Origin of the sequence: Variovorax sp. M-6, from assembly GCF_052114385.1 — a bacterium.
GTDB lineage: Bacteria > Pseudomonadota > Gammaproteobacteria > Burkholderiales > Burkholderiaceae_C > Variovorax.
In genome coordinates this window covers 49,428-66,637 of record NZ_JBFREQ010000026.1, presented here as the reverse complement: position 1 = coordinate 66,637, position 17,210 = coordinate 49,428, and the positions used below count along the sequence as shown (strand labels likewise).

The following is a 17,210-nucleotide window of genomic DNA, read 5'->3' as shown; positions in this document are numbered from 1 at the left end:
CTCCTTGATCTGGTCAGTCCATCAACTTGGGAATGGCGGGCACGGCCTGCTCGGGGCCCATGGCGGAATAGCCGCCGTCGACCGCGTAGTCGGAGCCGGTGACGAAGCTGGCATGGTCCGAACACAGGAACAGCACCACCTGCGCCACTTCGTCCGGATCGCCGACCCGCCCGAGCAGATGGAAGGGCGCGGCCACGCGATCGGTCTTGGCGCGGTCGCCGCCGCTGAGCTTGTCCATCACCGCCGACCAGGTCCAGCCCGGCGACACGCTGTTGACGCGGATGCGATCCGGCGCCAGGTCCATCGCCATGTTGCGGGTGAGCTGCGCCATCGCGGCCTTGCTCACCGGATAGAGCCAGCGCCCCGTCTGCGCCACGCGCGACGAGATGCTCGTGAAATTGACCACCGCCCCGCCGCCGGCCGCGACCATGTGCGGGTGCACGGCCTGCAGCATGGCCACCGCGCTCGCCACGTTCACGTTGAACGAAGTGAGCCAGTCGGCGCGCGGCGACTTGAAGCCGTCGTCCACGTAGGAGCAGGCCAGGTTGACCAGGAAGTGAACGCCGCCGTGCCGCGCGGCCGCCTCCGCCACGCAGGCCTGCACCTGGGCGTCGTCGGTGATGTCGGTGCGCACGAAGCGCACGCCGGCGCCCAGCGAATCGGCCAGCGCCTGGCCGTTGTCGGCATCGATGTCGGCGATGACGACCTTGATGCCGGCCGCGTGCATCGCACGCACCACGCCGGCGCCTATCAGTGTGGAGCCACCGGTGACGATGGCGCTCTTGCCCTCGAGTCCCTTGAACATGACGCTTGCTCTCCTCGGTTGAACGGGCAGGCCGGGATGGCCTGTGGAGCGAACGTTATGAGCAAGGAGGCCGCCGGCGGATCCCGGAAACGCGGGCCCTGTCCCTGGCGCGCAGTTTTCATCAAAGGGCTGGCCCGAATTGTGGGCGGGGACGGTTTTTGCTAGGGTGGCCGACCCGATGGAAACCGCCACGACCGCACGGCTGCCGCTGCAGCGCTACCGACTTTTCGAGAGCCACGACATGGACGAGGCGCGCGAGAGCGTGGCCCGCGTGTTCTGCCCGCACGGCCTGGTCATGCTGCGGCCGCGCACCGAACTCGACGCCTGCCACCACAGCGCGCGGCTGCATCGGGACGTGAGCCTCAACTACGTGCAGTACGGCCCCGGCGTGCAGATCGACCCCGGCTACCTGCAGGACTTTTTCCTGTTACAGATTCCGTTGCGCGGCGGCGCCGAGATCCGCTGCGGCGCGCAGCAGGTGGATGCGACGCCCAGCCTCGCCTCCCTGCCCTCGCCGACCGAGCCGCTGTCGATGCGCTGGGCCGACGACAGCCCGCACCTGATCGTGCGGCTGGCCCGCTCCGCCCTGCTCTCGCGGCTCGAATCCTTGCTGCAGGCGCCCGTGCGGCAGCACCTGGTGTTCGACCTGGGCGTGCCGCTGGACAACCCTGCGCTGGCGCCGCTGGTGCACTTCATCGACTACCTGCGGCTCACGCTCGACGCCGGCAACGCGCTGCAGTCAGGCGGGCGGCTCGCCGAGCATGCCGAGGAGTATCTGATGTCGAGCCTGCTCATGTCGGCGGGCCACACCTATTCGCGCGCCCTGGCCGGCGAAGCGCAGCGCAACCTGCTGCCGCGGGTGGTCCGCAAGGCGCAGGAATACATGGCGGCGCATGCCGAGCAGCCCCTGTCGCTGGCCGACGTCTGCCGCGAAGTCGGCTGCAGCGCGCGCGCCCTGCAACTGGCGTTTCGTCAGCATGCGGGGCAGGGGCCGATGGAGTTCTTGCGCGAACTCCGGCTCGACAGGGTGCGGGCCGAACTGCTGGCATCGGCCGGCGTGGCTGGAGGCGGTGTGCGCGAGGTGGCGCAGAAGTACGGGTTTCTGCATCTGGGGCACTTCGCGGCGCAGTACCGGGCGCGGTTTGGGGAGCGGCCGTCGGAGACGCGGGCGGCGCGGGGCTGCTGAGGTTCGGCGCGACCTCGGACACGCGCTGTCTTTTTTGGACACGGTGCTCGAGCATGTTCGCCACCTGACGTCGTGGGGTGGCGCAAGTGTCCAATGGCTTGTTGGACATTTGCGCTGCGACCCTGATGAGGCTGAAGGAGGCCCTCGATGCCTAAGACCAAAGGCCCGGAAATGGAGCAATTCGAAAAGGACCTGCTCCAATCCATCGGCGAAATGAAGCGCGGCCAGCATGCCGCGGTGCCCCCCGCACCAGCAACGACGACATACGATAGAGCCCCCATCACCCTGTCCTCCGGAGGTTCCCATGGCCAATGAAGTCGTTGCTGTCGAACTGGAAGGCGGCCGTCGCATCATGGTGGAAGCGATGACGCGCGGCGACGAGAAAGTCGCTTTTTCGATGCCGAAGTTCAGCGGCTTCGCCGAGGCCGTCACCGACATCTCCCGGGCCGTGATGGCGGCCATCGACGCGGTCAAGCCCGATTCGGCCGAGGTCGAGTTCGGCATCGACGCCAGCATCGAGTCCGGCGAACTCACGGCGCTGCTGGTCAAGGGCACCGGCACCGCCAACCTGAAGATCACGCTGAGCTGGAAAGCGGATCGCCCGTGACCTCCGCCCCGGGCAGGCGCGGCGAGCGCCTGCTGCAGCGTTGCACGGTCCTGCTGCGGGTCGCCGGCAAGGCCGAACGGGGCACCGGCTTCTTCGTGAGCCAGAACCTGGTGCTGACCTGCCAGCACGTGGTGGAGGGGGCGGCGGCCGGCGGCGTGGTCATCCAGCGCGGCCAGCACACCGCCACCGGCACGGTGCTTGAACGGCCTGAGCTGGCCGTGCGCGACCTCGCCCTCGTCACCATTCCGGACGGCTGGAGCAGGCGCCACCCCGTGGTGCGCCTCGACAGCGACGCCGCGCCGCTCGACGACTGCTACATCTTCGGCTACAGCGACACGCGCCCTGAGGGCGACCCCGTCCTGCTCCGGCTCGAAGGCCATGTCGGCCCGACGCTGAAGCTCGGCGCCGGACAGGTCCGGCCCGGCCACAGCGGCAGCCCCATCCTGAACCTGCGCACCGGCAGCGTCTGCGCGGTGACGCAGGTCAGCCGGGGCCGCGACACCGATCTCGGCGGACTGGGCATGCGGGTCTCCCCCCGCGAACTGCAACTGCCCACGGCGGCCGACGCGCCCGCGCTGCAACTGTGGGAACGCGTCTTCGGCAACCCGAAGGCCGATCGGCCCGCCTGGCTGATCGAGCGGAAGGCCTCGGACATCTTGCCGCCGCCTTTCACGCCCGCGTGGTTCCTGTTCAGCGAATCCACCATTCCGCTGCTGGGCCGCGCGCAGGAGCAGAGCGAACTGGCGGACTTCCTGCGCACCCGCCCCACTTTCAGCTGGTGGACGCTGCTGGGGCCCGCCGGCATCGGCAAGAGCCGGCTCGCGCACCACGTGGTGCAACAGCACGGCGCGACATGGTCGTGCGGCTTCGTGGACCTCGACGACATCGACCGCGTCCGCAACGACCTGCAGCAGCTCGACCGCCCCATGCTGCTGGTGGTGGACTACGCCTCGCGCGCGCCGGCCCGCGTGCGCGAGCTGCTGCGCACCTGCGCGGGATTGGCGCCGGCGCCGGGGCGCCGGGTGCGGGTGCTGCTGCTCGAACGCGAGGCCGGCAAGGAGACCGGCTGGTGGGACGAACTCCTGCCGCGGCACGCGGCCGAAACCGCGACCTTCCGCCAGCACATGCATGGCGAGCCCCGGGTGCTCGGCGGCATCCAGGACTGCCAGCGCGAACTGCTGAAGGCGTGGCTGGCGGCCGGGGCACCCGACCGGCTCGACCGCCTGCCGCCGCCCGAGGCCGGCTTCTGGGCCGACCTGGCCAAGGCCAGCGAGGGACGGCCGCTGCTGGTGGGGGTGGCCGCAGCGGCCTTCCAGCGCCAGGACACCGTGCCCGACGTGCTGCGCATGCCCGAGCTTCTGCGCCCCATCGTCGAACGCGAGCTGCGCCAATGGCGGCAGAAGTGCCCCGACGAAATCCGCTTCGGCCATGCCGTGACGGTCATCGGCATCGGCACGCTGCTGCGGGGATTGCCGCTGCTCGGGCCCGACGATCCGATCCTGGTTCACGGCAAGGGCGAGTCCGGCCCCGAGCTGCTGCTGATCCCCGGCCCCGACGGCTTGCACCGGCTGCCCACCCTGAGAGAGCTGGACCGCCTGCCCGCGCTGGTGGTCGAACGCGTCAAGGCCTCGATGAGCCGCGTGCTCGGCGAGCTGGGCGCTCTGATGCCGGGGGTTCCGCTGCAATCCACGCTGCAGACGGGCCACGACATGTGCCCCACGCGCTGGTCGCTGGAGCCCGACATGTTCGGCGAACTGCTGCTCGATGGCCTGTGGAACGAGCCCGCGTACTTCGATCGCAACGCGCCGCTGCCGGTGCTGTCGGATGCGCAGCTGCAGGCCTCCCTGGTGACCGCCTGGCGCATCGACGCCGCGCGCACGATCGCGACGCTCGCCGACTTGCGCCAGACCACCTCGGACGCCACAGCCTTCGTGCGCGCGCTCCGGTTGCTCGCCGAAGGCGTGGCGGCGGGTTCCACCGGGAAGCCGGACGACACACTGCTCGACGCCCTGGCGTTCGTGCTCTTCAACGCGAGCGTCAGGGTCGCGAGGCAGCGCAGCTCGCAGGCGCAGGTCGACGCGATCGGCGCCGCGCTCGAACGCCTGTCCGCCACATTCCCCGACTCGGGCAGCATCGCCTACCGGCATTTCAAGATGGTGCTGCGACGCTCGGTCGACGACGACATCGACCGCCGGGAGAACCTGCGCCGGCGTGCCCTCGCCATGGCCCCGAAGCAGATTCCCGAGATCCAGGCACACCCCGCCGACGCCATCGAGCTGCACTGGTGCGACACGCTGGTTCGACTCGTCAACGAAGCCATCGAGCGCGCCGACCTCGCCCTGATGGCCGACATCATTGCCTCGGGCCGGCTGCTGCAGGCTTCGTTTGCGCAGCGCTCGCCGCTGTACGAGGAGCTGGTCAAGGTCTACGCGGCCATCGCAACCGCCAACGCCACACCGGCGGCCAGCCCCGGCGCCACCACGCGGCTGACGCTCACCGCCGAGCTGGTGGCGTCGCTGGCGGAGGGCATCGTCGCCTGCCTGGAGGCGCCCGCGGGCATCGTCGCGCCGCCGCTGCGAACGCGCCTGTTCCGTGCGCTGGTGAACCTGTCGTGGGCGAACGCCCAGCTGCGCCGTGGCGAGGTGGTTCGGCCCCTCGTGAGCCTGATCACCCCTCGCCTGCACGACTGGACCGACGACGCCACCCTCGCGCGCGAAGTGCGGATCAAGCTGGCGCTGCACGAGCAGATGACACTGCCCCCCGGCACCGGCGCCGAGGTGGCCGCCGGCCTGGCGGAACGGGCCTGGCAGCTGCTCGCGGACGGCGTCAGCGCGGACGGCGCGCAGATCTGCCTGGCCATGACGCGCGCCGTCCTGATCGCCCCCGGCGGGGAAGACAGCGAGGCGCTCATCCAGACGCTGCCGGGCCGGCTCGCAATCTTGCCGGACACCGAACCGGTGCGCGATGGCGTCGTGCGCCTTGCCCTCGACGCCCCGTTCAAGGCCGCCTGGACCTACCTCCGAAGCCTGCCGGGACAGGCAGTGTCGAACCGCGAACTCCCGCTGCTGCCTTCGCTCGCGGGCCTGAACTGCGTGCTCAACCTCGCGCGCCATCCATGGCCCGACGAGCAGGCGCTGCCGATGCTCGTGCGCGCGCGCCTGCTCGCTGCGCCGTACTGGGCGGACGACATGTTCAAGACCGGCCTGCTGCGGTGCGTGCTTCTGCATTGGGAGCACCACAAGCCGTCCCCGCCGCGCATCGACGACCACATCGAAGTCCGGCCGCTGGAACGCGCGAACGGCCGGTTGAGGCTGGAGGTGATCGTGCGCATCGATGACGGCGCGCCACCCGAGCGCGTGCTGGTCGAGCTCCCGGACGCCGACAGTACGGGCGACTGACCGGCGCCGGGCGCGCAGGCCGCTAGCGCACCTTCTGCAAGGTCACGCCATACCGCGTGAAGGGCATTCCGATGGCATCGACAAAGGGGCTGGTCGCCACATTCACCACGTTCCACCCGAGACCGGCCAGGTCACCGATGCTCCAGTCACCGTAGTTGATGCACGACAAGGCCCGGTCTTTCTCCAAGGTGCCGGAGGCGACCCTTTCGCAATACATCCGGGCGCCGATCTTCTCGCCCTGGATGGCGGCCTTCTTCTGCGCGATGGCGTCCCGGTATTGCTTGATGACCATAGCCTCTTTCTCGGCGCGCTCGGATGCCTTGGCATCCCAAGCCTTGACCATGGCCGCGACGCTGCCATTCAAGGCAGCAAGGTCGTCGCCCTTGACGACCTTGATTTCATCGCTGGCTTGCCTCAGGACGGGGCGTGCGCGGTAGTCGCTGCCGATGGCGTTTCGGGGATCGACCGTGGCCCCTTCGCGGCGAGCCTTGATGCCCTCCGGGCGCTTCAGATCCCTGTCCATGATGAAGCTCAGGATGCCGTCCAGGCTGTTCCTGTGGTCGGCCTGGTCGATGGCGGCAGGGCTGCGGCAGGCTTTTTCCTTGTTGCAGGCCAGCCAGAACACGGCCTTGGGAGGCGCCGCGAATTTGGCGCCGCTCGCCAACTGCACGGTCACGAGCGTCGCGCCCGATTTCTGTTTTTCAGCGGCACCAAGCGCCAGGGATTCGATGTCCTTCACATTGAAGACCTTCCCGTCCACCTCGAGCGCCAGGATGGCCTCCGGCCTGGTCGTCCAGGACCACTGATCGCCGGACTTGAGGCCCACTCGATTGTCATCGTAGACATTGAGCGTCGAGGTACGCTGGGCCTCGAGTTGCTGCGCGGAGAGTTTGGGCGCGGTCGATACGCAAGCCTGCAAGGCGGCGACCAGGGCGACAAGGGGAAAAATCTTCTTCATGAATGGCTGACTCGACAAAAAGGCATCTGTGGCACACGGCGCGGCATCACGAACCGTGATTTCCGCGGTGAAGCGCAACGGCTCGCGCATGGCAGGGCATGCCTCGATCCGTGACAGCCTGATATCGGCAGTTCTTGAGGAATGTTTAGGGCGGCACCGCACCCGTTCGACGCACGGCCCGCACATATCCGTCCAGCGCCAGGGAGACATCACCGAGCATGGTCTCCGCGCTTGGCAGCGCGGCCTTCACCAGCAGCGCCTGCTTCACGAGCGAATCGACGATGGTGTAGGCACTGAAAGCGACACGCGCATCGTCGAGCCCGTCGGGCCAGTCCGCGGCACTGGTCAGCGCCTGGCGAAAGAGGTCGACGTTGTCCTGGTACAAGCGGTTGTAGACGGCCTGTGGCGAGACACGCCGCTCGATGGAACTCAGGGCTCGCCAGTACGCCCCCCCCTCGAGCATCGTGTTCACCTGCACCTCCACCAGCAGCCTGGTGACCTCATCGACCGTGCGCCCTTTGCCCGTTCGCGTGATGCCCTCTACAGCCTGCGACAGCGCTGTCGAAAGCTTGCGCACCCATGTTCGTACGGTCATGGCCGCGATGGCTTCCTTGCCGGGGAAGTACTGGTAGACGCTTCCCACACTGACGCCGGCCACGTTGGCGATGTCGCGCATCGACGTCTTCTCGTAGCCCTTCTCGAGCAACAGCAGAAGAAATGCGTCCTGTATGGCGGTAGACGTCATCCACGCACGCGACTGAGATGGCTTGCGCCGAGGTTTGACAGTGGAATTCATGACTGAAAGCGAACAGGGGCGCGAGGCATTCCCAGGGGGAACACCCGTTGCAGAGGGGAATCGACGAACCGGAACGAAGCACGAAAAGTGAACATGTCACACGGGTTGGTTTCCTAGACTTGGTGGCAACTCAAGAGGCCGGGATCTGCAAGCGACAAGGCCTTCTTCAGTCCACGAAACCCGCGCTCTGGTGATTCTTGCATGCAACCCTTCTCCTCCTACAAAGCACCGTTGCCGGAACTTCGCTTCATTCTGAACGACCTCCTCCACATCGACGACGGCCTCGAGGAACTGGGCCTGGCCCGCGGCTTCGATCGCGAAGCCATCGACGCGCTCATGCGCGACCTCGCGCGCTTCGCGGAAGAGGTGCTGGCGCCGCTCAACCGCATCGGCGACCGGGTAGGGTGCGTCTGGCGCGGCGACGAAGTGTCCACGCCCCCTGGCTACAAGTCGGCCTACGACATGTTCCGACACCGCGGCTGGGCCGGCCTGGGCGCAGCGGTCGAGCATGGCGGCCAGGCCTTGCCGACGGTGTTGACCAATCTGGTGACGGAACTCTTCGGCTCGGCGAACCATTCCTGGCTGATGTACCACAGCATCTCGCGCGGGGGCTATGAGTGCATCCGGGCCAACGGAACACCGGCCCAGCAGGCCATGTACCTTCCCCGCCTGGCCAGCGGCGAGTGGACCAGCAGCATGTGCATCACCGAACGCGAGGCCGGAACCGATGTCGGGCTGCTGCGCACGGAGGCCGTCCCTCAGCCGGACGGAAGCTATCGTCTCACCGGTCTCAAGCGCATGGTGACGGCCGCCGAACACGACTTGGCGGACAACATCGTCCACCTCGTGCTGGCAAGGATCGAAGGCGCGCCCCCCGGGGCACGAGGCCTTTCGCTGTTCATCGTTCCCAAGCATCTTCCCGGCACGACGACCCGCAACGCGGTGCGCTGCGATGGCATCGAGGACAAGATGGGAATCCGAGGAACTCCGACATGCTGGGTGCAGCTGGACGGCGCCCGTGGCGAGTTGCTGAACACGGCCGGCAACGGCCTGGCAGCCATGTTCGTGATGATGAACATCGCCCGCCTGGCCACGGGCATGCAAGGCCTCAATCAGGCCGAAGCCGCGTACCAGTTGGCGCTTGGCTACGCTCGCACTCGCCTGCAGGGGCGCAAGGCCGGCGAAGGCTCCGCCCCCTCGTCGCCCGCGGACCCGTTGATCGTCCATGCCGATGTCCGCCGCATGTTGCTGACGCAGAAAGCCTGGACGGAAGGCACGCGTGCACTGGCCTACTGGCTGGCGCTGCAGGTCGACCGCTCCAAGGCCCATCCCCGTCCGCAGGTTCGTCAAGAAGCCGACGACCTCGTCTCGCTGCTCACGCCGGTACTCAAGGCGTTCGCCACCGACAACGGCTACGCCAGCACGACCTTGGCACAACAAGTCATGGGCGGCTGGGGCTACCTCGACGCCAGCGGGGTCCACCAGTACATCCGGGACGTGCGTGTCGGTCAGATCTATGAGGGCGCGAACGGCATCCAGGGCCAGGACCTGCTCGGACGCAAGATTCTGGGCGATCGAGGTTCGAGGCTGCGAAAGTTCCAGGACATGGTGCGAGGGACACTGGAGAAAAACGACATGCACCCGGTACTGCGGCCATGGATTTCGCAGACACGCACGCTGTGTTCGCGTCTGGACGCGCTGACTCAGCGCCTTCTCAATCGGGCGGAATCGCACCCCGATCAGATTGGCGCGTCCGGTCACAGCTACCTGCGAGTCCTCGGTGTATTGGCACTCGCCTGGCAGTGGATCGAGATCGCCTCGATCGCGCAACGCAAGATCGAAGCCGGACAGTCCGGCGCCTTCGAATCCGCCAAGATGGTCACCGCCCGCTTCTACTTCGCGCATCTCTTTCCTGAGGTCGAGCACCACCTTCTGGTGGCCGACCAGGGCTGCGATACTGTGATGGCGCTGGACGCCGACCTGTTCTAGCCGCCTGCTCCGCACCGACCGGAAACACCCCCATGAACCTGATCTCGATGTTCGACGAGAGCGCTTCGCGCTGGCCGACGAAGACGCTGCTGCACTACCGTGACCAGTCCTTCAGCTACTCCGAAATTCAGGCACTCAGCCGCCGCGCCGCCCAGGTGCTCCGCGATCACGGCGTGAGGCAAGGCGATCGCGTGGCACTCATGTGCTTCAACACGCCCTACTTTCTCATCGGTGTGCTGGGTGCGCTGCGCCTGGGCGCGGTCGTCGTCGCGGTCAACCACAAGCTGCAGAAGCCGGAGGTCGAATTCATCCTGAGCCACAGTGGTGCGAGGATCTGCATCTTCGACAGCGCGCTCAACGACCTGGCACGACGACTCGACACCTCGGCGCGCATGCTGAGCACTGGCGATGCCCTCGACGCCCTGGATGCGGCCTTCGTTCACTTCGACACCCAGGTGCGGCTCACGGAGCCCCGCGAGATGCCTCCGCCGGTCAGCGACGACTCGCTGGCGCAAGTGCTCTACACCTCGGGCACGACCGGTCGGCCCAAAGGGTGCCTGCACAGCCATCGCAACGTCTTCACGACCGCGCTGATCTGCTCGGCCGCCTTGTCGATCACGCACAACGACCGGATGCTCATCGCGATGCCGGTCTGGCACGCCGCACCGCTCAACAACTGGACTTTCGGCACGCTGCTGATGGGCGGCACCCTGGTCTTCCTGCACGAGTACACGCCCAGGGGATTCCTGGAATCCATTGCAGACCACCGCATCACGCTGACCTTCGGCGCACCGATCGCACTGCTGGCCCCGCCCGAATTGCCCGACTTCGACAGCTACGACCTGAACTCCATGCGATTGTGGATCTACGGCGGCGGGCCGCTGGGCGAGGACATGGCCAGGCGGCTCATGGAACGCTATCGGAGCACGCAGTTCATGCAGGTCTACGGCATGACCGAGATGGGCCCTCTCGGTACCGCGCTGTTCCCGGAAGACGCGCTGCGAAAGGCGGGGTCGATCGGCCGCTCCAGCCTGCCGGGCGTGCAGGTGCGGGTGGTCGCCAGCGATGGCAGCGCGACGCCCGCAGGCCAGGTCGGCGAGATCCAGCTGCGCAGCGAGGCCTGCATGCTCGGCTACCTGGATGATCCCCAGGCCACATCGGACGTCTACACATCCGACGGCTGGTATCGCAGCGGAGACCTGGCCCGAGTGGACGACGACGGCTACTACTACGTGGTGGATCGGCTCAAGGATCTGATCACCACGGGAGGCGAGAACGTCTATTCGAAGGAAGTCGAGGACGCGTTGTCGCCCCACCCCGACCTCGCCGACGTGGCCGTCATCGGGCGACCGCATCCGGAATGGGGCGAAACCGTCGTGGCCGTCGTTGTTCCTCGAGCCGGTCGACGACCGAGCGCCGACATTCTCAAGAGCTTCCTGGCCGACAAGCTGGCTCGCTACAAGATCCCCCGCGAGTACGTCGTCGTCGATGCGCTGCCGCGCACGCCTTCGGGCAAATTGCAGAAGCACCTGATCAGGGAACAAGGCGCTCTGGCCGAACTCCCCCTTTCCACTTCCAAGGATATCCACGCATGAACCTTTTCGATCTGACCGGAAAGGTCGCCGTTGTGACGGGTGCCAGCCGGGGCATCGGCCGCGCAACCGCCGAGCATCTGGCGCTGTTGGGGGCCAAGGTCTGCGTCTCCAGCCGCAGGCTGGACGCCTGCGAAGAGGTCGTCGACGGAATCAAGGCGCGAGGCGGCGAGGCCTTTGCCTGCCAGGCCAGCATCTCGCAGTCCGACGAACTGCGTGCGATGGTGGCGCAAGTCCAGGAACGGTTCGGCGCCATCGACATCCTGGTCTGCAATGCGGCCACCAACCCGTACTACGGTCCGTTGGCGGAGATCGAGGACGAAATGCTCCTCAAGATCGTGCGCAACAACGTACTGAGCAATCTCTGGCTGGCCAACCTCGTTCGCCCTGGCATGCAGGCCAAGAAAAGCGGCTCCATCGTCATCGTCTCGTCCATCGCGGGCCTTCAGGGATCCTCGACGATCGGCGCCTATGGGTTGTCCAAGGCCGGCGACATGCAACTGGCCCGCGACCTCGCCGTCGAATGGGGGCCGGAGGGCATCCGCGTCAACTGCATCGCGCCGGGCCTGATCGAAACCAAGATGGCCGGGATGCTGATCGCAGACCCCGAGATTCAGGCATTCACGCAGAAGAAGCTGCCGCTGCGGCGTCTTGGCCAGCCGGCGGAGATTGCCGGCGCGATCGCCTTCCTTGCTTCGCCGGCGGCCGCTTTCGTGACCGGCCAGACGCTCGTCGCCGACGGCGGCGCGGTGATCGTTTAGCCCATCCCGGTCCCTGTCAACGAAGAGACTTGAAGGTCTCGAACATCACCCTTTCCTTGCCACGATCTATTGGAGAACTTGAATGTCGATCAGCCGCTCTTTGCATCTTTCCTGCTGGCCATCCGTTGCCATCGTGACCTCGCTGCTGTTTGCCAGTACGTCGTCCGCCCAACCTGCCAGCAAGCCGACCGACCCGCATTTCAAACTCGCGCCGGGCTTCCTTGCCCCCAAAGAACTGCCTGACAGCCTCAATTTGCTGCCGCCGCCGCCGTTGCCGAACACGGCGTCGCTCGCCCGCGACGAAGAGGCAAGGTCCGCCACCTTGCCGCTGCGCAAGACCGAGCGTTGGAACGTCGCAGCGCTCGATGCCGATCTGGCATTTCCTCAGCCGGCGAAGAATTTCTCCTGCGCGATGGGAATCCCTATCGACGCAACGAAGACGCCGAATGTCTATCAACTCATGCAGAAGCTACTCACCGACGCGGGCTTGTCCACCTACGGCGCGAAGAACCACTACAAGCGGGTGCGCCCGTTCGTCGTGCATCAGGAGGGAACGTGCACGCCGGCCGATGAAGCCATTCTTCGCGGCGACGGTTCGTACCCATCGGGACATACGGCGGCAGGCTGGGCCTGGGCCATGGCACTGGTGGAAATCAACCCATCGCGTACGGATCCGCTCCTGCAGCGCGCGCGCGATTTCGGGCAAAGCCGGGTCGTCTGCAACGCCCATTGGCAGAGTGATGTGGACAACGGCAAGGAGATGGGGGCGGTGACGTTCGCGAGGCTCCATGCGGACGCGGAGTTTCGAAAGATGCTTTCCGCCGCCAGGGTAGAGGTGGAGAAGGCGCAAAAAGCCGGCCTGAAGCCGGAAGGCGACTGCAACGCCGAAGCCGCAGCGCTCGGCCTGAAATAGCAACGTCACGAGAGACGGCCCTGCCTGGGCAGGACCGCTCCCGATGTACGGGCTCGCAAGAGTCGCCAACACCAAACTCGGTACCCACGTGATATTTTCCAACAGACTGGCCGGCGCGCTGGTCGCCGCCTCGATGCTTGGCGCCACGGCGCACGCAACGGATACCGTCGCCTTCGATGGGGACGCTCAGACATGGCGCATCAGCGTCAGCCCTTATATCTGGGCCGCTGGCATGTCGGGCGAGACCGGTGCCAATGGCGTGGGTCCCTATCCCATGCGTTCCAGTTTCGATCGGCTTGTCAAAGACGTCGACTTTTCGTTCATGGGGATCGCCGAAGCGCGGAGAGGAAAGATCAGTCTTTTCAGCGACATCATCTTTACCAAACTGGAAAAGAAAATCTCCGGTCGGCATCCAGCGATAGACGACGCCGCCACGATCACTGCGAAGGCATTTGCCGGACTCTTGGGTGCGGGCTACACCATCTCCAGCAGCGGAGAAAACCGTCTGGATGCGCTGGCCGGCGTGCGCGTATGGAATGCCAGTTCGTCAGTCGCGTTCACGGGTGGGGCCCTGAATTCGACCAGGAGCAAGGACAGCGCGACGTGGGTGAATGCTGTCGTGGGCTTGCGCGGGCAGTACTTTCTGTCCGAGAAGTTTTATCTGACAGGCTGGAGTGTGGTCGGTGCCGGACAGGCCAGAGCAGACTGGGATGCCATGGCGGCCATCGGATACAACATCGACCGCGGCTATTCCGTGCTTGCGGGCTACCGTGCGCTGGGAGTCAATTACAGACAGAACGGATTCATCTACGACATCACGCAGAAGGGGCCGCTGCTGGGCTTGGTCGTTCGTTTCTGACCGATGTGGCGATCCGGGGTCGCACCTGGCCTAGTTGAAGATCTCTATCAGCCCTGCGGCGCCCATTCCGCCGCTCACGCACATCGTGACCACCGCCCAGCGCGCGCGGCGGCGCCTCCCTTCGAGAAGCAGATGGCCGGCCAGCCTGGCGCCGCTGACGCCGAAAGGGTGGCCCATCGCAATGGATCCCCCATTGACATTCATGCGCTCAAGCGGAATCCCAAGCTGCCGCTGACAATGGAGCGCCTGGGACGCAAAGGCCTCGTTGAGTTCCCAAAGGTCGATGTCGTCGACCGTCAGGCCATGGCGCCGAAGGAGCTTGGGTACGGCGAAGACGGGGCCTATGCCCATTTCATCGGGTGCACATCCGGCCACGGCCATCCCGCGAAAGGCGCCGAGCGGCGCAATGTTGGCGCGCTCGGCGAGCTTCGCGTCCATGAGAACGCAGGCTGAGGCCCCGTCGGCCAACTGCGAAGCATTGCCTGCCGTGACGAAGTTTCCCGGTCCCATCACGGGGTCCAGCCTGGAGAGCGCCTCCATGGTGGTCGACGGGCGATTGCAGTTGTCTTCGCCGACGGTCACCTCGCGCATCTCCGTGGCTCCGCTTTCCTTGTCGACCACCTCCATGTGCGTGCGGGTTGCCACGATCTCCTCACGGTAGACACCGGCCGCCTGCGCGGCCGCCGTGAGTTGCTGGCTTCGAAGCGCGAATGCGTCCTGGTCATCGCGGCTGATGCCATACCGCTTCGCCACAATGTCCGCTGTAGAGATCATCGGAAGATAGACGTCAGGCATGTTCTTCTGGATCCATCCGTCGACACCTCCGGGGTCGTCGCGGCTCTTCAAGAGCGAACAGCTTTCCACACCGCCCGCGATCGCGGCGGCACTGCCGTTCACGATGATCCGGGCCGCCGCATCCGCCACGGCCTGCAGGCCGGATGCGCAGAAGCGGTTGACCGTGACGCCGGCTATTTCGCGCGGCAATCCCGCGCGCAGCAGCGCCTGTCGCGCGACATTCCTCCCGGTCGTGCCCTCCGGATAGCCACAGCCCAGCACGACGTCTTCGATCAGAAGGGGATCAATGCCAGCCCGGTCGACCGCCGCACGAATCGCAAAGGAGGCCAGGGTCGGCCCTTGCGTGGCGTTGAACTCGCCGCGTCCGGCCTTGGTGATCGGGGTTCTGGCTGTAGATACGAAAACGGCTTCTCTCATGCGACTCTTTCAACGGGTTTCATTCAGCGATTCGAAGTTCTTTCCGGTCTCCATCAGCTGCACGAGCAAGGAAGCAGGTTCCCAGAACATGGCGTCCTCCTTCGCGTACTCGCGCAACGCCGCCACAAGACGAGAAACCCCGATGGCATCGGCGTACTTCATGGGACCACCCCTCCAGCGAGGGAAGCCATACCCGTTCACCATCGCCACGTCGATGTCGGAGGGCCGCAGAGCGATCCCATCCTCCAGCACCTTTGCCGCCTCGTTGATCAGGGCGAAGACGTATCGCTCGACGATCTCCTCCGAAGAGAAGATCCGGGCCACCACGCCGTGTTCCCTGCGTTCGGCTTCCACGATCGCCATGACCTCGTCGTCGGGCTGTCCTTGACGCGATCCATTCGCGTAGTTGTAGTAGCCCCGGCCGGCCTTCTGCCCAAACCAGCCCTTTTCGCAGATCCTGTCGGCCACCCGCACATAGCGGGCGCGCGGATCCCGGGTTGCAGCCTTTCTCTTCCGTGTTGCCCAGCCGATGTCGCCGCCCGTCAGGTCGGCCGTCCTGAAGGGGCCCATGGCGAAGCCGAACGCCTCCAGTGCCCTGTCGATCTCGTACGGAGAAGCGCCATCCTCCATCAGGAAGCTTGCGGCTTCCCGGTAGACGTAAAGAATGCGGTTGCCGATGAAGCCGTCACACACGCCTGCCCTGACCGGCGCCTTCTTCAATGCACGCGCGAGCTCGAAGCCGGTGGCCACCACATCGTCGGCGACCTTGTCCGGCACAACGATCTCCAGCAGCTTCATGATGTTGGCCGGCGAAAAGAAATGCAGGCCTATCACGTCCTGCGGCCGCCTTGTCGATGCCGCGATGTCGTTGATGTCGAGATAGGACGTATTCGTAGCAAGGATGGCTCCTTCCCTGCAGACGTCGTCGAGCTGCGTAAAGATCTTCTTCTTCACGTCCATGTCCTCGAACGCGGCCTCGATCACGAGATCGACCTCCGCAAGCGCGGCGTACTGCGTGGTCCCGCGAATACGGCACATCGCGGCGTCGCGCCGATCGGCAGTCATGCGGCCCGACTTCACTAGTCGGTCATAGGTGCCGGCAACGCGGGACAGTCCTACCTGGACCGCCGCGGCATTTGTTTCGACCATGACCACCTGGTAGCCGGCGTCGAGCAACGAAACGGCAATTCCGGAACCCATCGTTCCCCCGCCTATCACGCCCACGCTTGCAATGTCGCGCGGCCGCGCCAGCACGGGAGACCGCGCAGCGCGTCGCTCCGCGAGGAAGATGTGGATCAGTCCCTCGCGCTGCGGACTGGACAAGCACTGGTGGAACACCTCCGCTTCGAATCGCAGGTTCTGACAGAAAGGGCCATGAATCGCCTGGCGCACCGCTTCGGCGATCAACCGCGGCGCGACCAGTCCCCGCGCTTTCGATGCGAAGGCATCAAAGACCTTGTCGACCTCCGACAAGCTTTCCTCCCGTTTCGCAAGGCCTGCCGCATCGCATGTGCGTCTGGGAGGCGATCCGGAGGCGGCAAGTGCCGCCGCCTGCCTCTGGGCGCAGGCCAGCAAGTCCGACGCCTCGACGACCTCATCGACCAGACCCATGCCCATCGCTCTTTCGCTGTCGACTTGGTCGCCCTGAAGCATCAAGCCGAGGGCGTTTGCGGCGCCGACAAGACGTGGAAGACGCTGCGTTCCACCGCCACCCGGCAGCAGGCCGAGCCGGACCTCCGGCAGCCCGAACGTCGAACTGCGCGTGCATATCCGGTAGTGACTTCCCAGGGCCAGTTCAAGTCCGCCGCCGAGGACCGTGCCATGAAGCGCGCTCACCACGGGCTTGGGAGATGTTTCAATGAGGCGCGCAACCTCGCCAGTCCAGGGCTTGTCCCTGATCTTGCCGAACTCGCGGATCTCGGCGCCGGCGCTGAAGCATCTTCCATTGCCTTGGAGGACGATGGCCCGCACTTCGGGATTGTCGATCGCAGCCTGAATGCGCTCGAACAACTCGCGCCGGATCGCGTTGGACAGCGCATTGACCGGAGGATTGTCGATCGTGAGGACAAGAATTTTCCGATCTGCGTGTTCGTGCAGAACGCGTGGTGTGGATGACTCGTTCATCGTGCGACTT

Annotated in this window: 14 protein-coding genes; 9 read left to right on the top strand and 5 right to left on the bottom strand. The window is 65.9% G+C overall.

Features of this window, described 5'->3' with window-relative positions; all coding sequences use genetic code 11:
• Positions 1-13: 13 nt before the first annotated feature.
• A complete protein-coding gene (locus tag AB4Z46_RS25550; protein ID WP_442286354.1) occupies positions 14-805 on the bottom strand; it encodes an SDR family oxidoreductase in 792 nt (263 codons plus the stop codon).
• 178 nt (positions 806-983) lie between these two features.
• Here AB4Z46_RS25550 and AB4Z46_RS25545 point away from each other — a divergent pair, with 178 nt between their 5' ends.
• From AB4Z46_RS25545 to AB4Z46_RS25530, 4 genes are all read left to right on the top strand, one after another.
• Positions 984-1,991 carry an AraC family transcriptional regulator gene (locus tag AB4Z46_RS25545; RefSeq protein WP_442286353.1) on the top strand — a complete coding sequence of 336 codons (1,008 nt, stop codon included), beginning with the start codon at positions 984-986 and terminating at the stop codon, positions 1,989-1,991.
• A 147-nt stretch (positions 1,992-2,138) separates the two neighbouring features.
• Positions 2,139-2,306 (top strand): hypothetical protein, encoded by a 168-nt coding sequence (locus AB4Z46_RS25540; RefSeq protein WP_442286352.1) that lies wholly within the window; start codon positions 2,139-2,141, stop codon positions 2,304-2,306.
• Entirely contained in the window at positions 2,296-2,598 is a 303-nt protein-coding gene (locus tag AB4Z46_RS25535) for a CU044_2847 family protein (RefSeq protein WP_442286351.1), read from the top strand. Before AB4Z46_RS25540 ends, AB4Z46_RS25535 begins: the two co-directional genes overlap by 11 nt.
• Complete coding sequence (locus AB4Z46_RS25530) at positions 2,595-5,996, top strand: trypsin-like peptidase domain-containing protein (protein WP_442286350.1); 3,402 nt, start codon at positions 2,595-2,597, stop codon at positions 5,994-5,996. Before AB4Z46_RS25535 ends, AB4Z46_RS25530 begins: the two co-directional genes overlap by 4 nt.
• A 22-nt stretch (positions 5,997-6,018) precedes the next feature.
• On the opposite strand, the gene AB4Z46_RS25525 is transcribed toward AB4Z46_RS25530, so the two are convergent.
• Both AB4Z46_RS25525 and AB4Z46_RS25520 read right to left on the bottom strand, forming a co-directional pair.
• On the bottom strand, positions 6,019-7,044 hold the full coding sequence (locus tag AB4Z46_RS25525) for a hypothetical protein (protein WP_442286349.1): 1,026 nt from the start codon (positions 7,042-7,044) through the stop codon (positions 6,019-6,021).
• Positions 7,045-7,099: 55 nt separating this feature from the next.
• Positions 7,100-7,750, bottom strand: a complete 651-nt coding sequence (locus tag AB4Z46_RS25520) for a TetR/AcrR family transcriptional regulator (RefSeq protein WP_442286348.1) — start codon at positions 7,748-7,750, stop codon at positions 7,100-7,102.
• Between the two features lie 201 nt (positions 7,751-7,951).
• Between AB4Z46_RS25520 and AB4Z46_RS25515 the strand changes: the two genes are divergently transcribed.
• The 5 genes from AB4Z46_RS25515 to AB4Z46_RS25495 all read left to right on the top strand — a co-directional run bounded on the left by AB4Z46_RS25515 (position 7,952) and on the right by AB4Z46_RS25495 (position 13,864).
• Positions 7,952-9,739, top strand: a complete 1,788-nt coding sequence (locus AB4Z46_RS25515) for an acyl-CoA dehydrogenase (RefSeq protein WP_442286347.1) — start codon at positions 7,952-7,954, stop codon at positions 9,737-9,739.
• Between the two features lie 32 nt (positions 9,740-9,771).
• On the top strand, positions 9,772-11,334 hold the full coding sequence (locus AB4Z46_RS25510) for a class I adenylate-forming enzyme family protein (RefSeq protein WP_442286346.1): 1,563 nt from the start codon (positions 9,772-9,774) through the stop codon (positions 11,332-11,334).
• On the top strand, positions 11,331-12,092 hold the full coding sequence (locus tag AB4Z46_RS25505; RefSeq protein WP_442286345.1) for an SDR family NAD(P)-dependent oxidoreductase: 762 nt from the start codon (positions 11,331-11,333) through the stop codon (positions 12,090-12,092). Before AB4Z46_RS25510 ends, AB4Z46_RS25505 begins: the two co-directional genes overlap by 4 nt.
• 82 nt (positions 12,093-12,174) lie before the next feature.
• Entirely contained in the window at positions 12,175-13,005 is an 831-nt protein-coding gene (locus AB4Z46_RS25500; RefSeq protein WP_442286344.1) for an acid phosphatase, read from the top strand.
• 43 nt (positions 13,006-13,048) lie between these two features.
• Positions 13,049-13,864, top strand: coding sequence for a hypothetical protein (locus AB4Z46_RS25495; RefSeq protein WP_442286343.1), 816 nt, complete (start codon positions 13,049-13,051; stop codon positions 13,862-13,864).
• Between the two features lie 30 nt (positions 13,865-13,894).
• Here the strand turns inward: AB4Z46_RS25495 and AB4Z46_RS25490 are convergent, their stop codons facing one another.
• Together AB4Z46_RS25490 and AB4Z46_RS25485 are read right to left on the bottom strand one after the other, a co-directional pair.
• The gene (locus AB4Z46_RS25490) at positions 13,895-15,076 is read right to left on the bottom strand and encodes an acetyl-CoA C-acyltransferase (RefSeq protein ID WP_442286342.1); all 1,182 of its coding nucleotides are present in this window, start codon (positions 15,074-15,076) and stop codon (positions 13,895-13,897) included.
• Positions 15,077-15,085: 9 nt separating this feature from the next.
• Positions 15,086-17,200, bottom strand: coding sequence for a 3-hydroxyacyl-CoA dehydrogenase NAD-binding domain-containing protein (locus tag AB4Z46_RS25485; protein ID WP_442286341.1), 2,115 nt, complete (start codon positions 17,198-17,200; stop codon positions 15,086-15,088).
• Between the last annotated feature and the right edge of the window lie 10 nt (positions 17,201-17,210).